Origin of the sequence: Bacillus sp. AY2-1, from assembly GCF_008368965.1 — a bacterium.
GTDB lineage: Bacteria > Bacillota > Bacilli > Bacillales > Bacillaceae_G > Bacillus_A > Bacillus_A thuringiensis_S.
On record NZ_QPEL01000133.1, the window covers coordinates 1 to 19,889 of the forward strand.

The window sequence follows — 19,889 nt, forward strand, 5'->3', positions numbered from 1 at the left end:
AACTTTTAGGGGTCACTTCATTATTATGACTGCTCTTTTTTATGGTAAGAAGTACAACCTGGGTAAGAAGCGGGCTTATACTACAGATAGTATTTGAGGAATATCGAGTTTTATTCACAAGGCGTAGTTCTATTCTAATAATAGAGATGTTGCCTAAGTACAGTGTTTTTTATTAAACTTAATAATTTTTTCCGTTTTGATTTTGTTTCTTAAATATAAGAATAAAAATTATTTTCATGCTTAATGTATCTTTTAGTCTACATATTTTCCATAATCGGGTAAAGCGATTTTATCAAATTCTTGAACGAGTGTTTTGAGGCTTGTTGATAGCAATTCACCCGACATCGGTATCCCATGTCCAGTAACAGCGGTTAGAGGCTTTAACTTCTCTAGCTTAATAACTGACTCTTTAGCGGCTTTCCAGTCTGTTGTTAAATAACGAGGCGGACCGCTTATTTCCTGTTCTTGAGTTATTACTTTATACAGATACTCCTATTTCACTGTAACAAAAGCGTCCCCAGCAATTAAAGTTCGTTCTTTTTCTCGGAATAATGAAATATGCCCTGGAGTATGTCCTGGTGTATGAATCCATCTAAACTCTGGCATATGGGGAACAGTTCCATCGGTAGGTAGCGCTTTTACGTTATTTCCTAAGTCAATTGGTTCGTTTGGGAACAGAGGAGACATTTTTGCTACCATACCACCTTCAACTGTAGGGTCTGGTTCTGGATAGCTTTGTTGTCCGGTCAGGAACGGTATCTCCATCTGATGTGCATAGACGGGAACATCCCAATACTTGATGAGTTCAATTATTCCCCCAACATGATCAAAATGGCCGTGAGTTAAAATAATGGCTTTTGGGCGACTATTGGTACCAAATCGATCCTCAGCGATAGAGATAATTTTATTTGCACATTTAGGCATTCCAGCATCAACTAAAACAAAATCATTGGTCTCAGGATTTCCAGCAAAGCATATATTGACGATTTGAATCGTGTAACAAAATAAATCAGGCAATACTTCAATGCCATGACCACTTTCAATTGAAGTTGCTGGAATAAACTTGTAATCACTTCCATAATTCATTTCATTGTCCAATTTTTCTCCCCCTTAATATATTTTAATACGACATTATAGTTCCCTAATCTTGAAAATTCATTTTGGCGAATTTGAGAAAAGAATTAATGTGGGATTAAAAAACAATAATTTAGTCCTAGAATTAAGAGAGATTCATATCAATTTATATAAAGTGCAAACAGGAAATATTGATTTTACAATTGTAGTTTCTACTATTTTTTGAGGAGGGATTACGAGTTAATAAAAGATTCATCTGGATATTATAATGTAAGTTTATACAAAAATTACATAACAGTAGCTGATATAAATCCATTAAATAAGACGATTACTTGTATCGATGCTTTTCATAATCAAAGAATGTTTAAGTTTGGAGATATAATTGAAGTGAATTCGAGGGGATAAATAAAAAAGATTATCTCTTCCTAACTTAATTATATCATGTAAATCAAGTTCGAAATAGACTGTTTCTTCTCATTTACTACTGATACAATCAAGAACACAAGTAAAGTAAGGAGAGATGTTACATGAGTTCTTTCGTTCTCGATTTTCAGGAAATAGAAAACACGTACCTTTCACTTGTCGGTGGAAAAGGTTTGAATTTAGGGGAGTTATCCAACATTCAAGGGATACAAGTGCCAGAAGGATTTTGTGTTACAACGATAGGGTATGAAAAGGCCATCGAGCAAAATGAAGGGCTTCAAATTTTGTTGCAGCAGCTAACGATGCTAAAAATTGAGGAACGAGGTCAAATTTGTGAAATTAGTAAGAAGATTAGAGAAGTCATTATGGCGGTGGAAATTCCAGTTGATGTAGTGGAATCAGTAGCTCATCATCTCTCTCGCTTTGGCGATGAACATGCGTATGCAGTGCGTTCGAGTGCTACTGCTGAAGATTTACCGTATGCCTCGTTTGCTGGTCAACAAGATACGTATTTAAATATTATTGGAAAAGAAAGCATTTTGCAGCATATTAAAAAATGCTGGGCTTCTTTATTTACAGATCGAGCGGTTATATACCGAATGCAAAACGGTTTTGATCATAATCAAGTTTCTATATGTGTTGTCGTTCAAAAAATGGTTTTCCCTGTGGCTTCAGGGATTTTATTTACTGCCGATCCGATTACTTCGAATAGGAAGGTGTTGTCAATCGATGCCAGCTTTGGACTTGGCGAGGCGCTAGTATCTGGATTGGTTTCTGCCGATAATTATAAGGTAAAAGAAGATGAAATCGTCGGAAAGGTCATCGCAACGAAAAAATTAGCCATCTATGGACGAAAAGAAGGCGGAACAGAGACAAAGAAAATTGCTCCTAATCAGCAAAAAGTTCAAACACTTACTGAACAACAAATTTTACAACTAGCACGCATCGGAAGACAAATCGAAGTTTATTTTGGTTGTCCGCAAGATATTGAATGGTGTTTAGTTGATGATACATTTTATATAGTCCAAAGCAGGCCGATTACGACTTTATATCCAATTCCAGGAGTAAATGATGGGGAAAATCATGTGTATATATCGGTTGGTCACCAACAAATGATGACCGATGCGATGAAACCACTTGGGTTATCTTTTTTCTTGTTAACGACTAGTGCTCCTATGCGTAAAGCGGGAGGCAGGTTATTTGTTGATGCTACGCAACAATTAGCTTTACCTGCTAGCAGAGATTACTTAATAAACACTTTAGGAAAATCGGATCCACTCGTAAGAGATGCATTAACGACTATAATCGAGCGAGATGATTTTATTCAATTGTTACCGGATGATGAAAAAGGAAAGAGTGCTAGTAAAAGTAAGCAACCTGCAAGTTCGCAAACAGAAATCGAAAATAATACGGCAATCGTTACGAATTTAATACAGAATAGTCAAGAATCGATCGAAGAGTTAAAACGAAACATGCAAACGAAATCAGGTGTGGATGTATTTGATTTTATTTTGCAAGACATCCAGCAATTAAAGAAAGTATTATTTAACCCGCAAAGTATAGCTGTTATTATGGCTGGTATGAATGCTTCAACATGGATGAATGAAAAGATGGAGCAATGGCTAGGTGAAAAAAATGCAGCAGATACACTTTCTCAATCCGTACAAAATAATATTACTTCAGAAATGGGTTTAGCATTATTAGATGTTGCAGATGTGATTCGGCCGTATCCAGAAGTCATTGCGTATTTACAGCATGTAGAAGATGACAGCTTTTTAGATGAATTAGTTCAGTTTAAAGGCGGGGAAAAAGTTCGGGATGCAATCGAGGCGTTTCTAAGCAAATATGGAATGAGATGCAGCGGAGAAATCGACATTACGAAAACGCGCTGGAGTGAAAAGCCAACAATCATTATCCCGATGATTTTAAATAATATAAGAGACTTTGAAGCTGGCGCTAGTAAGCGAAAGTTTGAAGAAGGACTACAGGAAGCTTTGAAAAAAGAAGAAGAGTTAGTAGAGCGATTACAAGACTTGCCGGATGGAAAACAAAAAGTAGAAGAAACGAAGCGAATGATTCGCAACATCCGTAATTGTATCGGTTATCGTGAATATCCAAAATACGGCATGATTAATCGTTATTTTATATATAAGCAGGCGTTATTGAAAGAAGCTAAGCAACTTGTGCAGAGCGGGGTCATTCATGAAGTCGATGATATATACTACTTAACTTTTGAAGAACTTCACGAAGTCGTCCGCACAAATAAACTAGATTACGAGCTTATTCATAAGCAAAAAAATGAGTACAAATTATATGAAAAACTAACGCCGCCGCGAGTTATGACGTCTGATGGAGAAATCATTACAGGTAAATATAAACGAGAAAATCTCCCAGCTGAAGCAATAGTAGGTTTGCCTGTTTCTTCTGGAGTGATTGAGGGGAGAGCACGCGTTATTTTAAATATGGAAGACGCGAATTTGGAAGAGGGAGATATATTAGTTACGGCATTTACCGATCCTGGCTGGACACCTTTGTTTGTTTCTATAAAAAGGTTAGTAACAGAAGTCGGTGGGCTTATGACGCACGGAGCAGTAATTGCACGTGAGTATGGATTACCAGCAGTCGTCGGAGTAGAGAATGCTACGAAACGAATAAAAGACGGTCAACGAATTCGGATACATGGAACAGAAGGGTATATTGAAGTGTTGTAAGTAAAAGAGCATCCACTATTATAGTGGATGCTCTTTTATTATATAGCTGACTTATTTCTTTAAACCAGCCGCATAAAAAGGTCCATGAACTGCAATAGTTGATAAAAAGCGAGCAATCTCCTCAGGTGTTTCTTTTTGTCCATTATTTAACCATTGCTGTATGACACCTATATGTGCAGATGCCATATAAGAAGTTAAGTATTCGCTTGGAACAAGTAAATTTTCCTTATTAATGAGAGGACCATTCGTATCTTCAAATAATGTTTTCCACATAAAATCTTTCAGTTTTGTTTGGAAAGATAAATCTCCATTTGGGCTAAGCACAGCTCTCATAAAATCACTATTTTCATTTAGAAATTCAAGAATAGAAGTGATAAGTATAAATGGCATTGTTGGAGAAGGATTTGTTCCAAGATCAGCAATAACTTCCGGGAATTTCTGTTTGGCAATTTTAGAAAACTCGTACATAATGTCTTCTTGGCATTTTGTCATTAAATCAAATTTATCTTGATAGTGCGCATAGAAAGTACCGCGATTAATGTTTGCTTTCGTTGTAATATCTTTCACTGTAATGGCGTCAAAACCTTTTTCTTCAATTAGCTCCACCAATGCATTTCGTATGGCGGTTTTCGTACGAACAACACGCAAATCTAAATTGCTATCGCGCAACGCATGTCCCTCCTTAATTTTACTCAACACATTTAGAAAATGTGTCTTATAACCGACACATTCCCGATTTTTGATTATTGTATATGGTTCAACTCGAACATATAATTCAAAATATAAATAAACAACACGTTGTTGATTATTATAAATCAAATTAAAGGAGGAAAAAAGAAAATGTTTAAAAATAAACTTTTATTTTTATCACCAGTTATTGCACTGCTTGTTGTTTTTATTTTTTCATTAACGTTATTTCCAACTGTTCAACCGCAGCCGAAAAACTTGCCAATTGCAATTGTAAATGAGGATCAAGTTGTAGAAATTCCAAATCAACCGAAAATGAATATGGGGCAAACAATTGTTGATACGGTGAAAAAATCATCGAAATCAGATGAAGAACCTGCGGTAAAGTGGGTAGAAGTGAAGAATAAGGAAGCAGTTCAAAAAGGGCTAAATAATAAAGAGTATTATGCAGCGTTAGTCATTCCGAAAGAATTTAGTGCAAAACAAGCATCGTTACGAACACCACAGCCATCTTCACCTGAGATAGAAATATATATTAATCAAGGAATGAATACGGCTGCATCAACTATGGTAGGGCAAATATTACAGGCGATCGTTGATAATATGAACAATAATGTCCGTACACAAATATTAGAAGGGTTGAAAACAAAAGGAGCTACTGTAACAACAGACCAAGCTGAGAAATTAGTAACACCTATTGTAAAGAACGTGAAAAATGTGAATGAGGTCGGCAAAAATAGTGCGAACGGTAACTCACCAATATCATTGTTCCAACCGTTATGGATTGCAAGTTTAGCTAGTGCAGCGATTATTTTTATTGCGATTAGTAAAATGCCAGTAAGCTCAAGAAAAGAAAACTTTCTGTTAAAAGTAAAACAAATCGTAACAGGAGCTATTGCGACACTTGTAATTGGGTTTGGTCTTACATGGATTGCAGATGGGATGGTAGGGTTAAATATTTCGAACTTCACGGATACAGCTCTATTCTTATCTATTACTTCTTTTAGTTTCTTCTTAATGATATCTGCGGTACTTTCATTAGTTGGACTAAAAGGAATCGGTTTATTCGCTTTATTACTATTCTTCGGAGCGCCGTTATTATCGTTAGCACCTGAGATGTTGTCTCCGTTTTATCAAGACTGGGTTTACTCATGGTTACCAATGAAATTTATGATTGAAGGCCTAAGAGAAATCTTCTTCTTCGGAAAAGGATTAAGCTGGAATACACCTGTTACTGTACTCGTTTGGATTGGTATAGTAAGTATGGTTACTATATTAGCAACTACATTCAAACGTAGTGTAGTAAAAGGGCATAAAACAGAATTGAACGCTTAAAAAAAGCCGTTTCACTAAATTAGTGAAACGGCTTTTTTGTGATGAAATCTAAAAGCTGAAGAATGAGTATCTGCTGTTGTCGCCTTAGAATTAAGTCGGAATCTCTAAAAATCGCGTACGTTCCAAACAATCTCACCACGTTCATCATCCCACGTACTGTGATGACGCTTAAATCCTATCTTTTCTAGTACCCGGAGTGAAGCGATATTCCAAGCGCCTACAGTCGACCAAAGTCTATGGCGCCCAGTAGCAATCGCAGCGTCCAGTACAACGGATGCCGCCTCAGTTGCATAACCTTTACCATGGGCGCTGCGGAACAACTCGTATGCAATCTCCGGCTCTTCAAGTGTGGAACGACCGATAATTAAGCCGCAGTATCCGATGAAATCGCCTTCATTGCGCCTTCGAATAGTGAGAAGGGAAATGCCATTTTCCTCTGCCTTCTTGCGCATCTCAATGAGCCGGTTACGAACGGAATCAACGGCTGGAATGTCCACACCACGTTCGCCAATTAATTTGCTCAGCCAAACGGAATCGGATTCCTCCCACATACTAAGCTCAAGTCTTTCGGTTTTCAGCTGGAAGGCCATAGGTTTAAATAAAGATGGCATAGTGGTACCTCCTAGTTATATGACTGGATTCATAATAGCTTCGCATCTCAACACCACATCTGGTTGGAAACCTGATTCATTCGCGAATTTATAGCAACAGCGTACAAAAAAATAGTGATATTTTATCCGCTATTTGCCGTGTAGTAAAATCCCCATTGATTATAGTTTCACTTTATGAATAAGCAATTCCTTTGCAAAATAGACCCTTTTCTCAAACTTTACTTTCAATCTAAAGTCGTCCCGTTATATACACAGGCTCCTACTATTTCTAAATGCATAAAATGTTAAGCGAAAGTATGGAGGGATACGATGTATAATTCGAATTATTATGATTGGTATAGACAAAATGATAAGTTGATTAGTGATATTGAAAAAGCTATAAACGGAGAGTATAGCGCTATAAGCTGCTATGCAAAATTAGCGAATATGGCTCCAAATCAAGTAGAACAAAAACAAATTCTTGAAATTCGTAATGATGAAATAAAGCATTTTCACAACTTTGTACAAATTTATACGAGTTTAACTGGTAGGCAGCCAAAACCACAAATTACTGAAGACTGCCCAAATACGTATTTACAAGGATTAGAGTTCGCTATACAAGATGAACAAAAAACAATAGATTTTTATTTGGAAATTTCAGATGAGACATCGGATGCACATCTGAAAGAGTTGTTGCGGAGAATAGCTGCGGATGAACAAAATCATGCAGTATGGTTTTTATATTACTTCGTGAAGTCGAAGTGAGCATTAAGAATGAACGACTGATGTGGTGCATATATTAAAAAATATTTTAAAACGTAGTGCAACAATTGAATGAAATATTTAAATGTAAGCAGAAGGAAACCGTTTCGCTAGTAGTGGAGCGGTTTTTTTATGATGTACATATGTATCGACAAAATATAGTAATTACATTTGATATATAATGTATGAAATGAAAATGAATAAGTTAGGAGCAAGTATATGAAAAGAGGGATTACAGTAGATATTCTAGATGGATATGATAATTTACTTTGGAAAGTATTAAAGCCAATTGATATTACTGTATTTGATTGGCAAGTCATGGGAAGGGAGGAAGCTTATATAATAATAGGGAATGAATTAGGTTCAGAATTATTTTCAGAAGATAACGAGATCATGGAAGGATCAGAATTAAAAAAGCTAATAAAAGATAACATATATTATCTTTTATTTTTAGATTTAAAAGCATGTCCAAAAGGAGAGGTACTAGGAGAAATTGCAACATTTGAAGAATTTAAGGAGAGTAAGTGTGAAGTAGTCGTATTAGTAGCGGATGGTGAGTATATACAAATTTATGCGAAAAACCAAGAAGAGATTGAAATGATGTATGAAAACGCAGTGAATCAAGGATTTTATGTAGAATATATTACAGATGAAAATGATGGAAGGACGCATTTGTCAGTATGGTAGCAATTTGAAAGGGGAACGGCAATATGGAGAGAAATATAAGTAAAGAACATGAAATTCGAATTGCTACTGAAATTGAAAGTGATAGTATTCTCCTTTTATTAAAAGAAGTAGCGCAATGGCTACAATATAAAGAAGTGGATCAGTGGCAGTATCTTTTAGGAGAGGAAGCTACGGCTGAAATACTAGAATGTATAAGAGAAAAATATACATATGTTGTTCTGAAAGAAGATGAAATAGTTGGTACGGTTACAGTTTCTCCTAAACAAAATGAATGGGATGAACATATTTTTGGTAAAGAGGAAGTTTCTAATTCATTATATATTCATAGATTTGCGGTGAAACGGAAGTATAAGGGAAATGGAATAGGCGAATGGATTTTACAGTGGGTAGAAGAGAATGTGCAATGTGATAAAGAGTATTTGAAGTTAGATTGTGTGGGGCATAATCGTACGTTGAATGATTTTTATAAGAAAAATGGTTTTGAATATGTTGGAAGTACGGATGGGCTTAGTAAGTTTCAAAAGAAAAGGAGAATGTGAATGCATCTAATTAATGTAAGTTTAGTTGAAAAGTTAATACAGGAACAGTTTCCCGAATGGGCCCATTTAGAAGTGAAACCTGTAAAGTTTAGTGGGCATGATAATAGGACGTTTCACTTAGGGGATGAGATGAGTGTAAGATTGCCAAGTGATGTGGCATATGCACCGCAAGTAGAGAAAGAAAATAAGTGGTTACCACTATTAAGTAAGAGGCTTTCTTTACCGATTTCTACCCCACTTGCGAAAGGAAATCCGTCTGAAGCGTATCCATTGCCTTGGTCTATTAATAAGTGGATAGAGGGGGAAACAGTTACGAAACAAAACGTTCGTGATTTAAATGAATTTGCAGCGGATTTAGGATCTTTTTTAGTAGAATTGCAATCTATTGATGCGAGTAACGGACCTTTAGCTGGAACACATAATTTTTACCGGGGCGGACTTATATCGGTATATGATGAAGAGGCGAGAGTTGCTATTGAAAATAATAAGGATGTTTTTGACGAGGCATTATTAAAGCACCTTTGGAATGTAGCACTTAGTTCAACATGGGACCGTAAGCCAGTTTGGGTTCATGGAGATGTAGCGCCAGGGAATTTACTCGTTAAAGATGGAAAGCTTTGTGCTGTAATTGATTTTGGTATTTTAGGAGTAGGAGATCCTGCATGTGATGCGGCGATGGCTTGGACATTTTTTGATGAAAATAGTAGAAACGTATTTAAAGAAGTGTTACGTATGGACGAAGAAACATGGAATAGAGCGAGAGGATGGGCACTTTGGAAGGCGTTAATTACATATGACGCAAATAAGGATAGTAATGAGAGGGTGGCAGAAGAATCTTATCGTATCATTCAAGTGATTGTGGATGATTATAAAGGGGAATAGAAAAGCCTATTTCAAAATAGGTTTTTTCATATGATTAAATAGTAGAAACGGAAAGAAGGAATATAACATAATTATACAGAATATTTAGATAATAGGAGGTGTCGAATTTTGAGTGAAATTGAATTAAAGAGCAATATAATTAAGGCAGGGCGAGAGAAGGGGATTATTCTCCGGTTTATACTTGCTAGTCTCGTTGGAGTGTTTATGTTTTTCGTTCCTGTTACGATAAACGGTGCATCGTCTATTATGATTGATCATATCGTATCGTGGATTAGGGCTTCGGTTCCTGACGTAGTACCTTATTATGCATTATTTGTTATGGCAATTGGTGCGATTTATCCATTTTATACGAAGAAATGGAATGCATCTATCGTAGACATTTGTTTTTCTATTTTAAAAGTAGTTGGCGTTGTTTTTGGCATATTATATTGTTTAAAAGTAGGACCAGCTTGGTTCTTTGCGCCAGATGTTGGACCGTTTTTGTATGAGAAGCTAGTCATATCAGTAAGTTTGCTCGTTCCAATTGGCTCGGCGTTTTTAGCGTTATTAGTCGGATATGGATTGCTTGAATTTATCGGTACATTTTGTCGTCCGATTATGAGGCCATTATGGAATACGCCGGGGAGATCGGCAATCGATGCAGTTGCGTCCTTCGTTGGAAGTTATTCGCTTGCTCTCCTTATTACGAATCGCGTGTATAAAGAAGGAAAGTATACCACAAAAGAAGCGGCGATTATCGCTACAGGATTTTCTACAGTATCCGCTACATTTATGATCATCATCGCAAAAACATTAGATATTATGCATTTATGGAATGTTTATTTTTGGACTACGCTTGTTGTAACATTCATCGTGACTGCTATCACCGTAAGAATCCCGCCCCTCAGTAGAAAACCAGATACATATGTAACAGAAGAAGGGTTCCCAGAGCCTGTTTATAAAGAGAAAATGTTAGAATGTGCTTGGGAAGATGCGTTAGAAGTATCAAAGTCTGCACCGAGCATTATGAAAAATATTGCAGTGAATTTAAAAGACGGATTTATTATGACGATGGGAATTTTACCATCCATTATGTCAGTAGGATTAATTGGTATCGTCTTAGCGAAGTTTACGCCAATATTTGATTGGATCAGTTATATTTTCTATCCGTTTACATGGCTATTACAATTACCAGAAGCAGACTTAGCCGCTAAAGCCGCATCAGTTGGTATTGCAGAAATGTTTTTACCGTCATTATTAGTTGTAAGTGCGCCACTTGTGACAAAGTTTGTCATTGCAGTTGTTTCCGTATCATCTATACTGTTTTTCTCCGCTTCCATTCCTTGTATATTATCAACAGATATTCCGTTAAAAGTATCTGAACTTATTATTCTGTATGTGCAGAGAACGATTTTAACGTTGCTTATCATTACGCCGATTGCTTATTTGTTGCTTTGAACTAGAATGTAAGTTCTAAATATATGACGTTTACTAACTTGTGTAAATGAATATTTATTGTAAAATCGTAGGTAGTGCGAAATTATAAGTGCGATGCTTGAATAAAGGCATCGCATTTTTTATTTTTAGATGTACTACACGTTTACGAAAAAATATTTTTATATATTAATAAAACGATATTGATGGTATGTTATAGTAACAACAAAGGGGGCTTACAAATGGAAATTATTCACGAAAGAGCAAAGTTGCGGTTAATGGATAATACTGATGTCGAAACTTTGTTTTCGATTGTAGAAGGAAATCGGGATATTTGGGCGTATTTAATCTCTAAAATGGATAGTGTGCAAGATATGCAACAATACGTTCAAAAAGCGATAAAGGGTTACGGAAGAGGTACTCAAATACCTTTGGTAGTCGTAGATCAACAGACGAATAAGATTGTAGGAAGTACACGTTTATATAATATTTCAGTAGAAGATAAGACAGTTGAGTTAGGGCAAACGTGGTATCATCCGAGTGTGCAACGTACGAGTATAAATACAGAGTGTAAGTATATGCTTCTCCAGTATGCTTTTGAAAAACTGCATATGCTTAGGGTACAAATTAAGACGGATGCAAGAAATGAAAAAGCACAACGAGCAATTGAAAGGTTAGGCGCAGTAAAAGAGGGTGTGCTTAGAAATGAAAGAAAATTACCGAATGGTTATGTGAGAGATGCGGTGGTGTACAGTATTATCTCGAGTGAATGGCCAGGCGTAAAAGAACAATTGTTAGAAAAATTAGAGTTATATAAAGAAAAGGTATAATTCGTGTTTTGAAAGGTATATTGTTCGTGAGGTATGAAAAATATACCTTTTTTCTTACAAAATGCTACTTTATTTTAATTCCTTTTGTTTCATCGTTCCCTTCTGAGAAAAAATTCGTTACAATGTAGTTGTATGGTAATAAACTTATGAATTTAAAAAAATGTAATGAAAACCGCAAATGAAAATGAATTGATAATCCTCAATTTTAAATGAAAACCCTTTTATATATAAATAACAAGTAAAGTTCCTTCTTTTAAATAAACTCAAACAAAACGATTTGATATAAATGTTTTTTATAGAAGTATGGATGATGTACGGAGGCAATTACAAATGAAAGAAAATAAGAAGAGTAAGAAAAGACGAATCTTTCAAGTATTTTTACTAATGATTTGTTCTGCTATTTTATATGTAAGTTATGCAGCTTACGATATTTGGAGTTATCGTTTTAAAGCAAATGATGACGTGAAAACGGATGCTGGTATCGTACTAGGCGCAGCTTCATGGAACGGAAAACCATCTCCTGTATTTAAAGAAAGAATTAATCATGCGATTTCTTTATATAGGAACGGAAATATTAAAAAGATTATTTTTACAGGTGGTACAAAGTTCGAGGCAGAACTTGAGGAAGCACGTACTGCAAGAGTATATGCAATGAAACAAGGTGTAAAAGAGGAAGATATTTTAATTGAAACAAAATCCCTTTTCACTGAAGAAAATTTAAAGAATGCGAAGCAAGTTGGAATAGAGAACGGAATACACACATACACGATTGTAAGTGATCCACTTCATATGAAACGCGCAATGAGAATCGCAAAACATATTAATATTGAAGCATATGCTTCACCAACGCCGACATCAGCATATAAAACGTTAGATACAGAAATACCATTCTTCTTTAAAGAATTATTCTCGTATATTGGATATGTAACCTCTTTGCCGTTAAAAGCATTGAAGGGGGACTAATATAAGAAAAGGATCTATCCTTAAATAGGAACTTTTCTTATTAGTCAAAAACATTGTATTTTTATCGGAATAGTGAAACAATAGAGAGGTAGCTTCATATAATCATAATGACAAAATGAACGGTTTATGAATCGAGCATAAAGTGAAACTTTAATCAGTGGGTGGGTTTCCCACTGATTATTAGTTGAACCAATCGGGCGTTTACGGGCAGTTGATCTCCCGCCTAACTTCCTTTGCTTCACCTGAATTTTTAGGTGGGAGTTTTACTGCCCGTTAATGCGGGATAAAGGAGATTATAGTATGGCACTCTCATTTGTTGAAACAGAAGAACAGTCTTTAATTATTGAGAAAATAAATAAATTGATTCCGAAGTTCATGGAAAGGGAGCATCAACTAAGTGAATTAGGATCATTTCCGTATGAAAATATAAATGATTTGAAAGATATCGGATATACGAAATTAACGTTACCGAAGGAATTTGGTGGTAGTGCGATTTCTTTATATGACTTCGTTTTATTTCAAGAAAAAATCGCGGAAGGCTGCGGAGCTACTGCATTATCGATTGGCTGGCATCTTGGCATTGTGAAAGAATTAGCGGAAAATCGCTCTTGGGATGATGATGTGTTCAAATGGTTTTGCGAAGAAGTAAGCAATGGTGCGCTCTTTAACAGGGCAGCAACAGAGCCAAAAACAGGGAGTCCGACGCGTGGTGGTAAGCCAGAAACAATAGCGATTCAACAAGGCGAGAAGTGGATTATAAATGGAAGAAAAACTTTTACAACAATGGCGCCAGTACTTGATTATTTTATTATTTCAGCAAGTATGGAAGGCCAAGAAGAAGTTGGTGAGTTTGTCATTCCAAGAAATACGCTCGGTGTATCCATTGAAGAAACGTGGGATAGCGTTGCAATGCGAGGGACTGCTAGCCACGACCTTGTCTTACAAAATGTAGAGATAGACAACCGCTTTTTTACGGATGTAAAAGGCGGGAAAGTGAAACAAAAGGGTATTGGCTGGTTGCTACATATACCAGCATGTTATTTAGGAATTGCACAATCAGCAAGAAATTATGCAGTTCAGTTTGCGGGATCATACAAACCAAATAGTTTAAACCATTCTATTAGTTTATTACCGAATGTTAGAAGATTAGTTGGAGAATTAGAACTCGAGCTTATGCAAGCTCGCGTCTTTTTATATCAAATTGCGAAAAAATACGATGAGGCAGAAGATAAACTGTCACTGCAAGCAGAATTAGCAGCCGTGAAATACGCCGTAACAAATGCGGCGATATCCATAGTGGATAAATCAATGCGCATCGTAGGAGCAAAAAGTTTATCAGAAAAAAATCCGCTCCATCGTTACTATTTAAACGTCAGAGCAGGATTACACAATCCGCCGATGGATGATGCAACATTGTCTATGCTGGCGGATGCGGCGTTTCGGTCGTAGTTTTTAAAGCTTATATTTTATTGTTTATGGATAAAATAGTTGTTTTGAAAGCACGGGTTTGATTAGTGATCAAATCCGTGCTTTTTATGTGTATGAAGTACTTGGGTGAGATGTAGGTTTTTAATATAAATGATTATCATGGTTTTGTGATTGTTTCTTGTTGAAAAATTCTTGTTGTAATGCCAGTTTGAAGGCTGTATAAACATTTTTCGTATTTAATCCCAAATTAATGGTCTTTCTAAGTTTATCATTCGTAAATATTGTAAAAATTGACCTGCATGGACCGCATCATGATAGGCAATTCGTAATAGCATGTCTCCTAAATATCTTTGATAGCCAACATCGCTTCGATCGATAAGGGTTGAATCTAGCTCTGCTATGTTTATGGATTGAACATACTCTATGAAGTCAGTAAAGTATGATTGTGCCAATTCAATTTCCTTTTTTACACAAGTAATTGGCTCTTCATCATACGGGAAATGTATATCATTTATTGAGCCGTTGTTTTTTAAAATCATATGATAGTAAAAAGTTGAGCTCCATACGTGACGAATCATCTCACCAAAAGAAATAGCCTCATTATCAGGCCTCCAATTAAGAAAATTATCGGGAAGAGAATTCCATAATTTTTCTGAGCGCCTTCTCGTCTCTTTCAAATTTAATATACTAAGATCAATTGCATTCATAATAAATTCTTCTTTACTATTAAACTTAAAATAATTGTATCAATTTAACAGTTAGGGTATCATCGAAATATGAATGTATATCCGAATATCTCATATATAGCTAAACTAATTGCTGAACCTACAAGAGCAATCATCTTAGATTGTCTAATGAATAATCAGGCACTACCTGCTAGCGAATTGGCTTATATGGCAAAAGTGTCACATCCAACAATTAGTTCTCATCTTTCTAAATTAGTAGAGGGGAATCTACTTACAGTTGAACAACATGGTAGACATCGTTACTATCGACTTGCTAATCAAGAAGTTGCAGAAGTGCTTGAAAAGTTAGAGACAATCGCACCAACAGTTCAAGTTCGCTCTTTAAAACAATCAGGTCAACTAAAACAAATTCGTTATGCTCGAACTTGTTATGATCATCTTGCAGGCAAACTCGGTGTAGAGATAACTGGAAAATTACTAGATAGGAAATTTATAATTTTAGAGGATGGAGAATACATTGTAACAGAACAAGGTAAACAATGGTTTCTGAATTTTGGAATAAATGTTGATGAGGAAGATACAAAAAGGAGGGTATTTGCAAAACCTTGCCTTGATTGGAGTGAACGGCGTTACCATATTTCTGGTTGGCTAGGGTCTGCAATTGCAAAACTGCTTTTTGAACAAGGATGGATTACGAAAACGGATAAGAACCGAGCTGTCCATCTTACAAAGAAAGGTGTAAAGTTATTGGAAGATCAATTAGGCATTGATATGAAAACTGAGGAAAGAAAAGCTTGAAATTAGAAAAGTCCGTCAAAATGACGGGCTTTTTCATTATGGTAGGAGTGTACATGAATAATAGGATGTTACCAATAATCGTTGCCAATAAAAAATCTTTCTTTTCATTCTTCTTTTTTAAGTTTTAAAGGAGAAAGCTAGGCTTCTTATTTTTACTAATGTTATAATAAGAAAAAAGCACGAAAAGAGGTCATCTCATGCTAGAGGTTATTGCAACATGTTTAGAAGATGTAAAAAGAATTGAAAGTGCTGGCGGGAAGCGGATTGAATTAATTTCATCTTATACAGAAGGTGGTTTAACACCAAGTTATGCTTTTATAAAAAAAGCGGTAGAAGCGGTGAGTATACCAATTCATGTTATGATTCGTCCGCATGCGAAGTCTTTTACATATACGGAAGAAGAAATTGAAATGATGAAAGAAGATATTATAGTTGCGCAGAAGTTAGGAGCAGCTGGTGTAGTATTAGGCGTATTAAACGAACAAAATGAAGTAGATGAAGAGAAATTAGCGGATTTACTATCTGTTGTAGATGGAATGAATGTAACGTACCACCGTGCGATAGATGATATAGAAAATCCAGTAGAAGCGATGAGAACTTTAAAGAAGTTTCATAAAGTAACTCACGTTTTAACTTCAGGTGGACAAGGAGATATTGTAGACAATATTCCGGTGCTTACAGAAATGCAAAAAGTAAGTGATGGTCAAATTCAGCTTGTAGCTGGAGCTGGCGTGACGAAAGAAAATATAAAGCGATTGCTAGATGAAACTGGAATTTCGCAAGCACATGTCGGTACAGCGGTAAGAGAAGCAAAATCATGTTTTTCTGAAATAGATCCTAATGTAGTACAAGAACTAGTTGAAATAATAAAATAAGTGCTTAAGAAAGAGGAGAAACGATGAAGGAAAATACGAAGAAAGAATTATTCTCTTGGGCTAAAACGATAGGGTTTACCCTTGTATTAATTGCTATTATTCGCGGCGTTTTATTTACACCTTCTTTAGTACAAGGTGAATCGATGATGCCCACTTTAGAAAATAACGAACGAGTTCTCGTGAATAAGATTGGTTATAGTATAAGTGGATTAGATCGCTTTGATATTATCGTCTTCCACGGAAAAGAAGGGTACGATTTAGTAAAACGAGTAATTGGTTTGCCAGGCGATACAGTTGAGTATAAAAATGATGTTTTATATGTAAACGGCAAAGCGATGGAAGAACCATATTTAAAACAGTTTAAAGAAAAAGCAGTAGGCCGTGTATTAACTCCAGACTTTACGTTAGAACAAATCACAGGGAAAACGAAAGTGCCAGAAGGCCAAGTATTTGTTTTAGGGGATAATCGTGAAGTTTCTAAGGATGGTCGCATGTTTGGCTTTATTTCAGAAGATGAAATTGTCGGAAAAGGACAAGCTGTTTTCTGGCCGTTAAAACAAGTAAGAGCGTTATAAAGTGTGGTGAAGTATGGGAGAGATATTCTTCCATACTTTTTTATTTGCTTAAAATCTATTGATTGAATTGAAAGAATATTTTATAATTTTAAATTATATGTTTGTTTCGAAAAATGGAATTTAAGTTCCGTAATTCGGAACGAAAGGGAGATAGAATGAGTATAAATAAAACGGCAGTTAAGACAATGGATATTTTAGAGTTGTTTTATGAGCATGAAGAGCTAAGTTTAACTGAGATGGTTCAGCTTACAAATATGCCGAAAACATCTGTTTATCGTTTAATTGGCTCGTTAGAAGAGATGGAGTTTTTACAAAAAAACGAAAAGGGGAAATATCGTTTAGGGGTCGTATTTTTACGGTTCGGTCAACTTGTTTCACACCGGTTATCAGTAAGAAATATAGCAATTCCTTATATGAAAGAACTTAGAGATAGTTTAGGACAGGCAGTTAATTTAATAATTCAAGATGGTAATGATGCAATTTATGTTGAAAAGATGGAAGGTGTTCAGCCGGTACGCGTGTATACGGCGGTTGGAAGAAGAGCACCACTTTATGCTGGCGCATGTCCAAGAATTTTACTATCATATTTCTCTGAGGAAGAGAAACGGAGATACATAGAGGAAGTGGATTTAAAACAGTTTGCAGATGGAACAATCGTGGATAAGAAACAATTGTTAGAAGTGTTGCAAATGGCAAAAAAGGAAGGCTACACAATTAGTTATTCTGAGTTGGAAAATCATACAGCCGCGATAGCAGCACCCATTTTTGCGAGCGATGGAACGGTTGTAGCAGGCATTAGTATTTCAGGATTAGCAATTGAGTACAGCGAAAGTAACATTTCATATTTTATTGCGAAGGTGAAAGAAACAGCGCATCGCATTTCGAAAGAACTCGGCTTTTTGGCATAGAAAGAGGGAGTAGGATGAAATTTTCTGCGTTAGGGGATCAAGCAATTATTGTTACATTTGGTGAAGAAATTAAGATGGATATATATGAGAAAGTACAGTGGTTATTTCAAGCACTGCAGCAACAGCCGTTTGCAGGAATGATTGAGTGCGTTCCGTCGTTTACTTCATTAGCTGTTTACTACAATGCATATGAAGTATGGAAGAGAAATGAGAGAAGTGAAAGGTCATATGATTACGTTCGTCAGTATATAAAGGAGCTGTGTGATTCTTATAAAGAAGAAGTAAAACAGGATGTGAAACATATTTCTATACCAGTGTGCTACGGGGGAGAATATGGACCTGATTTAGAAGAGGTTGCACATTATAAAGGTTTACAAGTAGAAGATGTGATTCGAATACATAGTGAAACTACATATTTTGTATATATGCTTGGTTTTACACCAGGGTTTCCGTATTTAGGAGGACTATCAAAAGAATTAGAAACACCTAGAAAAGAAACGCCACGATTACAAATCTCTCCTGGTTCAGTAGGTATTGGCGGAAATCAAACAGGTATTTATCCGCTTGAAACACCAGGTGGATGGAATATTATCGGCCGAACACCTATTACTCTATTTAATCCGAACGAAGAAATACCAACATATATTCAAAGTGGTATGTATTTACGATTTATCCCAATAACGAAGGAAGAGTACGTATCGCTTGAGGGGGCTAAAAAATGGATGTAGAGGTTTTGCATGCAGGGATGTTTACAACAGTCCAAGATTTAGGGCGATCTTATTATCAACAATATGGTGTACCTGTTGGCGGGGCTATGGATCAAAGTGCAATTCGGATGATCAATATGTTAGTTGGTAATGAAGAGAATGAAGCGGCACTCGAAATGACGATTATGGGACCTAAATTGTTAATAAAGAAAACGACTTTACTTGCGATTGGTGGAGCAGATATGGAACCGTTACTGAATGGAGAACGTATCCCGTTATGGCGTCCCATTTTAGCGGAAGAAGGTAGTATGCTTTGTTTTGGAAAAGTGAAAAGTGGTTGCAGAGCGTATGTGACTTTTGCGGGTGGCATCCATATTGATCACACTATGGGAAGTAAAAGTACGTACATACGTGCTGCGATTGGCGGTATAGAAGGAAGAATGCTCAACAAGGGTGACTACTTCCAAATTGGTGCACAACCAGAAATGGCGAATCGTTTCATTCAAGACTTACAAAAAAATGAGCGAATAAAAACGAAATGGGCAATTAGCAACAGCGTACTACCAAAATATAAGAAACATCCTAAGCTTCGTGTCATAACTGACTTTGAATACGATCAATTTACAGAAGAAAGTAGAAAGACATTTTTTACGAAAGAGTATAAAGTATCTAATTATGCTGACCGTATGGGCTATAGGGTTGAGGGAGAAGTTTTAAATAGGATTGAAGAAAAAGAGATTTTATCGAGTCCTGTTACATTTGGAACCATTCAAGTTCCTAATGGTGGACAGCCGATTATATTAATGGCAGATAGGCAAACGACAGGTGGCTATCCGAGAATGGGAAATATCATTTCAGTAGATTTCCCTCTTCTTGCCCAGCTAAAGCCGGGGGACTATGTTTCTTTTGAGAAAATTACGCTTGAAGAAGCGGAACAATTGTACATAGAACAGGAAGTAAATATGAATCTATTAAAGAAATTCATCGCTTTACGAAGCTGGAATTAGGAGGAATAC

Annotated in this window: 19 protein-coding genes and 1 pseudogene; 16 read left to right on the plus strand and 4 right to left on the minus strand. The window is 36.0% G+C overall.

The annotated features are described in order from the left end of the window. Positions 1 to 252: 252 nt before the first annotated feature. Positions 253 to 1,098, minus strand: a pseudogene (locus tag DN403_RS24685) (MBL fold metallo-hydrolase). A 503-nt stretch (positions 1,099 to 1,601) separates the two neighbouring features. Between DN403_RS24685 and ppsA the strand changes: the two are divergent. After that, entirely contained in the window at positions 1,602 to 4,208 is a 2,607-nt protein-coding gene (ppsA, locus tag DN403_RS24695) for a phosphoenolpyruvate synthase (RefSeq protein WP_149185848.1), read from the plus strand. Between the two features lie 51 nt (positions 4,209 to 4,259). Here the strand turns inward: ppsA and DN403_RS24700 are convergent, their stop codons facing one another. Then, on the minus strand, positions 4,260 to 4,877 hold the full coding sequence (locus tag DN403_RS24700; RefSeq protein ID WP_001205690.1) for a TetR/AcrR family transcriptional regulator: 618 nt from the start codon (positions 4,875 to 4,877) through the stop codon (positions 4,260 to 4,262). A gap of 171 nt (positions 4,878 to 5,048) precedes the next feature. On the opposite strand from DN403_RS24700, the gene DN403_RS24705 reads away from it, so the two are divergent. After that, positions 5,049 to 6,230, plus strand: coding sequence for a YhgE/Pip domain-containing protein (locus DN403_RS24705; protein WP_149185849.1), 1,182 nt, complete (start codon positions 5,049 to 5,051; stop codon positions 6,228 to 6,230). Positions 6,231 to 6,334: 104 nt separating this feature from the next. On the opposite strand, the gene DN403_RS24710 is transcribed toward DN403_RS24705, so the two are convergent. Further along, complete coding sequence (locus tag DN403_RS24710; RefSeq protein ID WP_001139518.1) at positions 6,335 to 6,841, minus strand: GNAT family N-acetyltransferase; 507 nt, start codon at positions 6,839 to 6,841, stop codon at positions 6,335 to 6,337. Positions 6,842 to 7,150: 309 nt separating this feature from the next. On the opposite strand from DN403_RS24710, the gene DN403_RS24715 reads away from it, so the two are divergent. The 8 genes from DN403_RS24715 (at position 7,151) to DN403_RS24755 (ending at position 14,345) form a co-directional block, all read left to right on the plus strand. Continuing rightward, positions 7,151 to 7,585: a ferritin-like domain-containing protein gene (locus tag DN403_RS24715; protein ID WP_149185850.1), complete on the plus strand. Its 435-nt coding sequence runs from the start codon at positions 7,151 to 7,153 to the stop codon at positions 7,583 to 7,585. A 216-nt stretch (positions 7,586 to 7,801) separates the two neighbouring features. Then, entirely contained in the window at positions 7,802 to 8,269 is a 468-nt protein-coding gene (locus tag DN403_RS24720; RefSeq protein WP_000820199.1) for a DUF2691 family protein, read from the plus strand. 23 nt (positions 8,270 to 8,292) lie between these two features. Next, positions 8,293 to 8,808 carry a GNAT family N-acetyltransferase gene (locus DN403_RS24725; protein WP_000440746.1) on the plus strand — a complete coding sequence of 172 codons (516 nt, stop codon included), beginning with the start codon at positions 8,293 to 8,295 and terminating at the stop codon, positions 8,806 to 8,808. Then, the gene (locus tag DN403_RS24730; protein ID WP_000550180.1) at positions 8,809 to 9,690 is read left to right on the plus strand and encodes an aminoglycoside phosphotransferase family protein; all 882 of its coding nucleotides are present in this window, start codon (positions 8,809 to 8,811) and stop codon (positions 9,688 to 9,690) included. A gap of 108 nt (positions 9,691 to 9,798) precedes the next feature. Continuing rightward, positions 9,799 to 11,127, plus strand: coding sequence for a YjiH family protein (locus tag DN403_RS24735; protein ID WP_001289409.1), 1,329 nt, complete (start codon positions 9,799 to 9,801; stop codon positions 11,125 to 11,127). A gap of 218 nt (positions 11,128 to 11,345) precedes the next feature. Further along, the gene (locus DN403_RS24740; RefSeq protein ID WP_000402590.1) at positions 11,346 to 11,933 is read left to right on the plus strand and encodes a GNAT family N-acetyltransferase; all 588 of its coding nucleotides are present in this window, start codon (positions 11,346 to 11,348) and stop codon (positions 11,931 to 11,933) included. 330 nt (positions 11,934 to 12,263) lie between these two features. Further along, positions 12,264 to 12,896, plus strand: a complete 633-nt coding sequence (locus tag DN403_RS24745; protein ID WP_000662217.1) for a YdcF family protein — start codon at positions 12,264 to 12,266, stop codon at positions 12,894 to 12,896. Positions 12,897 to 13,196: 300 nt separating this feature from the next. Next, positions 13,197 to 14,345, plus strand: a complete 1,149-nt coding sequence (locus DN403_RS24755; protein WP_042598222.1) for an acyl-CoA dehydrogenase family protein — start codon at positions 13,197 to 13,199, stop codon at positions 14,343 to 14,345. Between the two features lie 215 nt (positions 14,346 to 14,560). Here the strand turns inward: DN403_RS24755 and DN403_RS24760 are convergent, their stop codons facing one another. Further along, the gene (locus DN403_RS24760) at positions 14,561 to 15,031 is read right to left on the minus strand and encodes a DinB family protein (RefSeq protein ID WP_000991277.1); all 471 of its coding nucleotides are present in this window, start codon (positions 15,029 to 15,031) and stop codon (positions 14,561 to 14,563) included. Between the two features lie 69 nt (positions 15,032 to 15,100). Here DN403_RS24760 and DN403_RS24765 point away from each other — a divergent pair, with 69 nt between their 5' ends. The 6 genes from DN403_RS24765 (at position 15,101) to DN403_RS24790 (ending at position 19,880) form a co-directional block, all read left to right on the plus strand. Continuing rightward, positions 15,101 to 15,808 (plus strand): ArsR/SmtB family transcription factor, encoded by a 708-nt coding sequence (locus DN403_RS24765; protein ID WP_042598219.1) that lies wholly within the window; start codon positions 15,101 to 15,103, stop codon positions 15,806 to 15,808. Between the two features lie 197 nt (positions 15,809 to 16,005). Beyond that, a complete protein-coding gene (locus DN403_RS24770; RefSeq protein WP_000895107.1) occupies positions 16,006 to 16,683 on the plus strand; it encodes a copper homeostasis protein CutC in 678 nt (225 codons plus the stop codon). Positions 16,684 to 16,706: 23 nt separating this feature from the next. Continuing rightward, positions 16,707 to 17,258 carry a signal peptidase I gene (gene lepB / locus DN403_RS24775; RefSeq protein WP_000662490.1) on the plus strand — a complete coding sequence of 184 codons (552 nt, stop codon included), beginning with the start codon at positions 16,707 to 16,709 and terminating at the stop codon, positions 17,256 to 17,258. Positions 17,259 to 17,413: 155 nt separating this feature from the next. Then, on the plus strand, positions 17,414 to 18,166 hold the full coding sequence (locus DN403_RS24780) for an IclR family transcriptional regulator (protein WP_000026362.1): 753 nt from the start codon (positions 17,414 to 17,416) through the stop codon (positions 18,164 to 18,166). A 14-nt stretch (positions 18,167 to 18,180) separates the two neighbouring features. After that, positions 18,181 to 18,894: a 5-oxoprolinase subunit PxpB gene (gene pxpB, locus DN403_RS24785; protein ID WP_000672272.1), complete on the plus strand. Its 714-nt coding sequence runs from the start codon at positions 18,181 to 18,183 to the stop codon at positions 18,892 to 18,894. Continuing rightward, positions 18,885 to 19,880 carry a 5-oxoprolinase subunit C family protein gene (locus DN403_RS24790; RefSeq protein WP_000382259.1) on the plus strand — a complete coding sequence of 332 codons (996 nt, stop codon included), beginning with the start codon at positions 18,885 to 18,887 and terminating at the stop codon, positions 19,878 to 19,880. Before pxpB ends, DN403_RS24790 begins: the two co-directional genes overlap by 10 nt. The last annotated feature ends 9 nt before the right edge of the window (positions 19,881 to 19,889 follow it).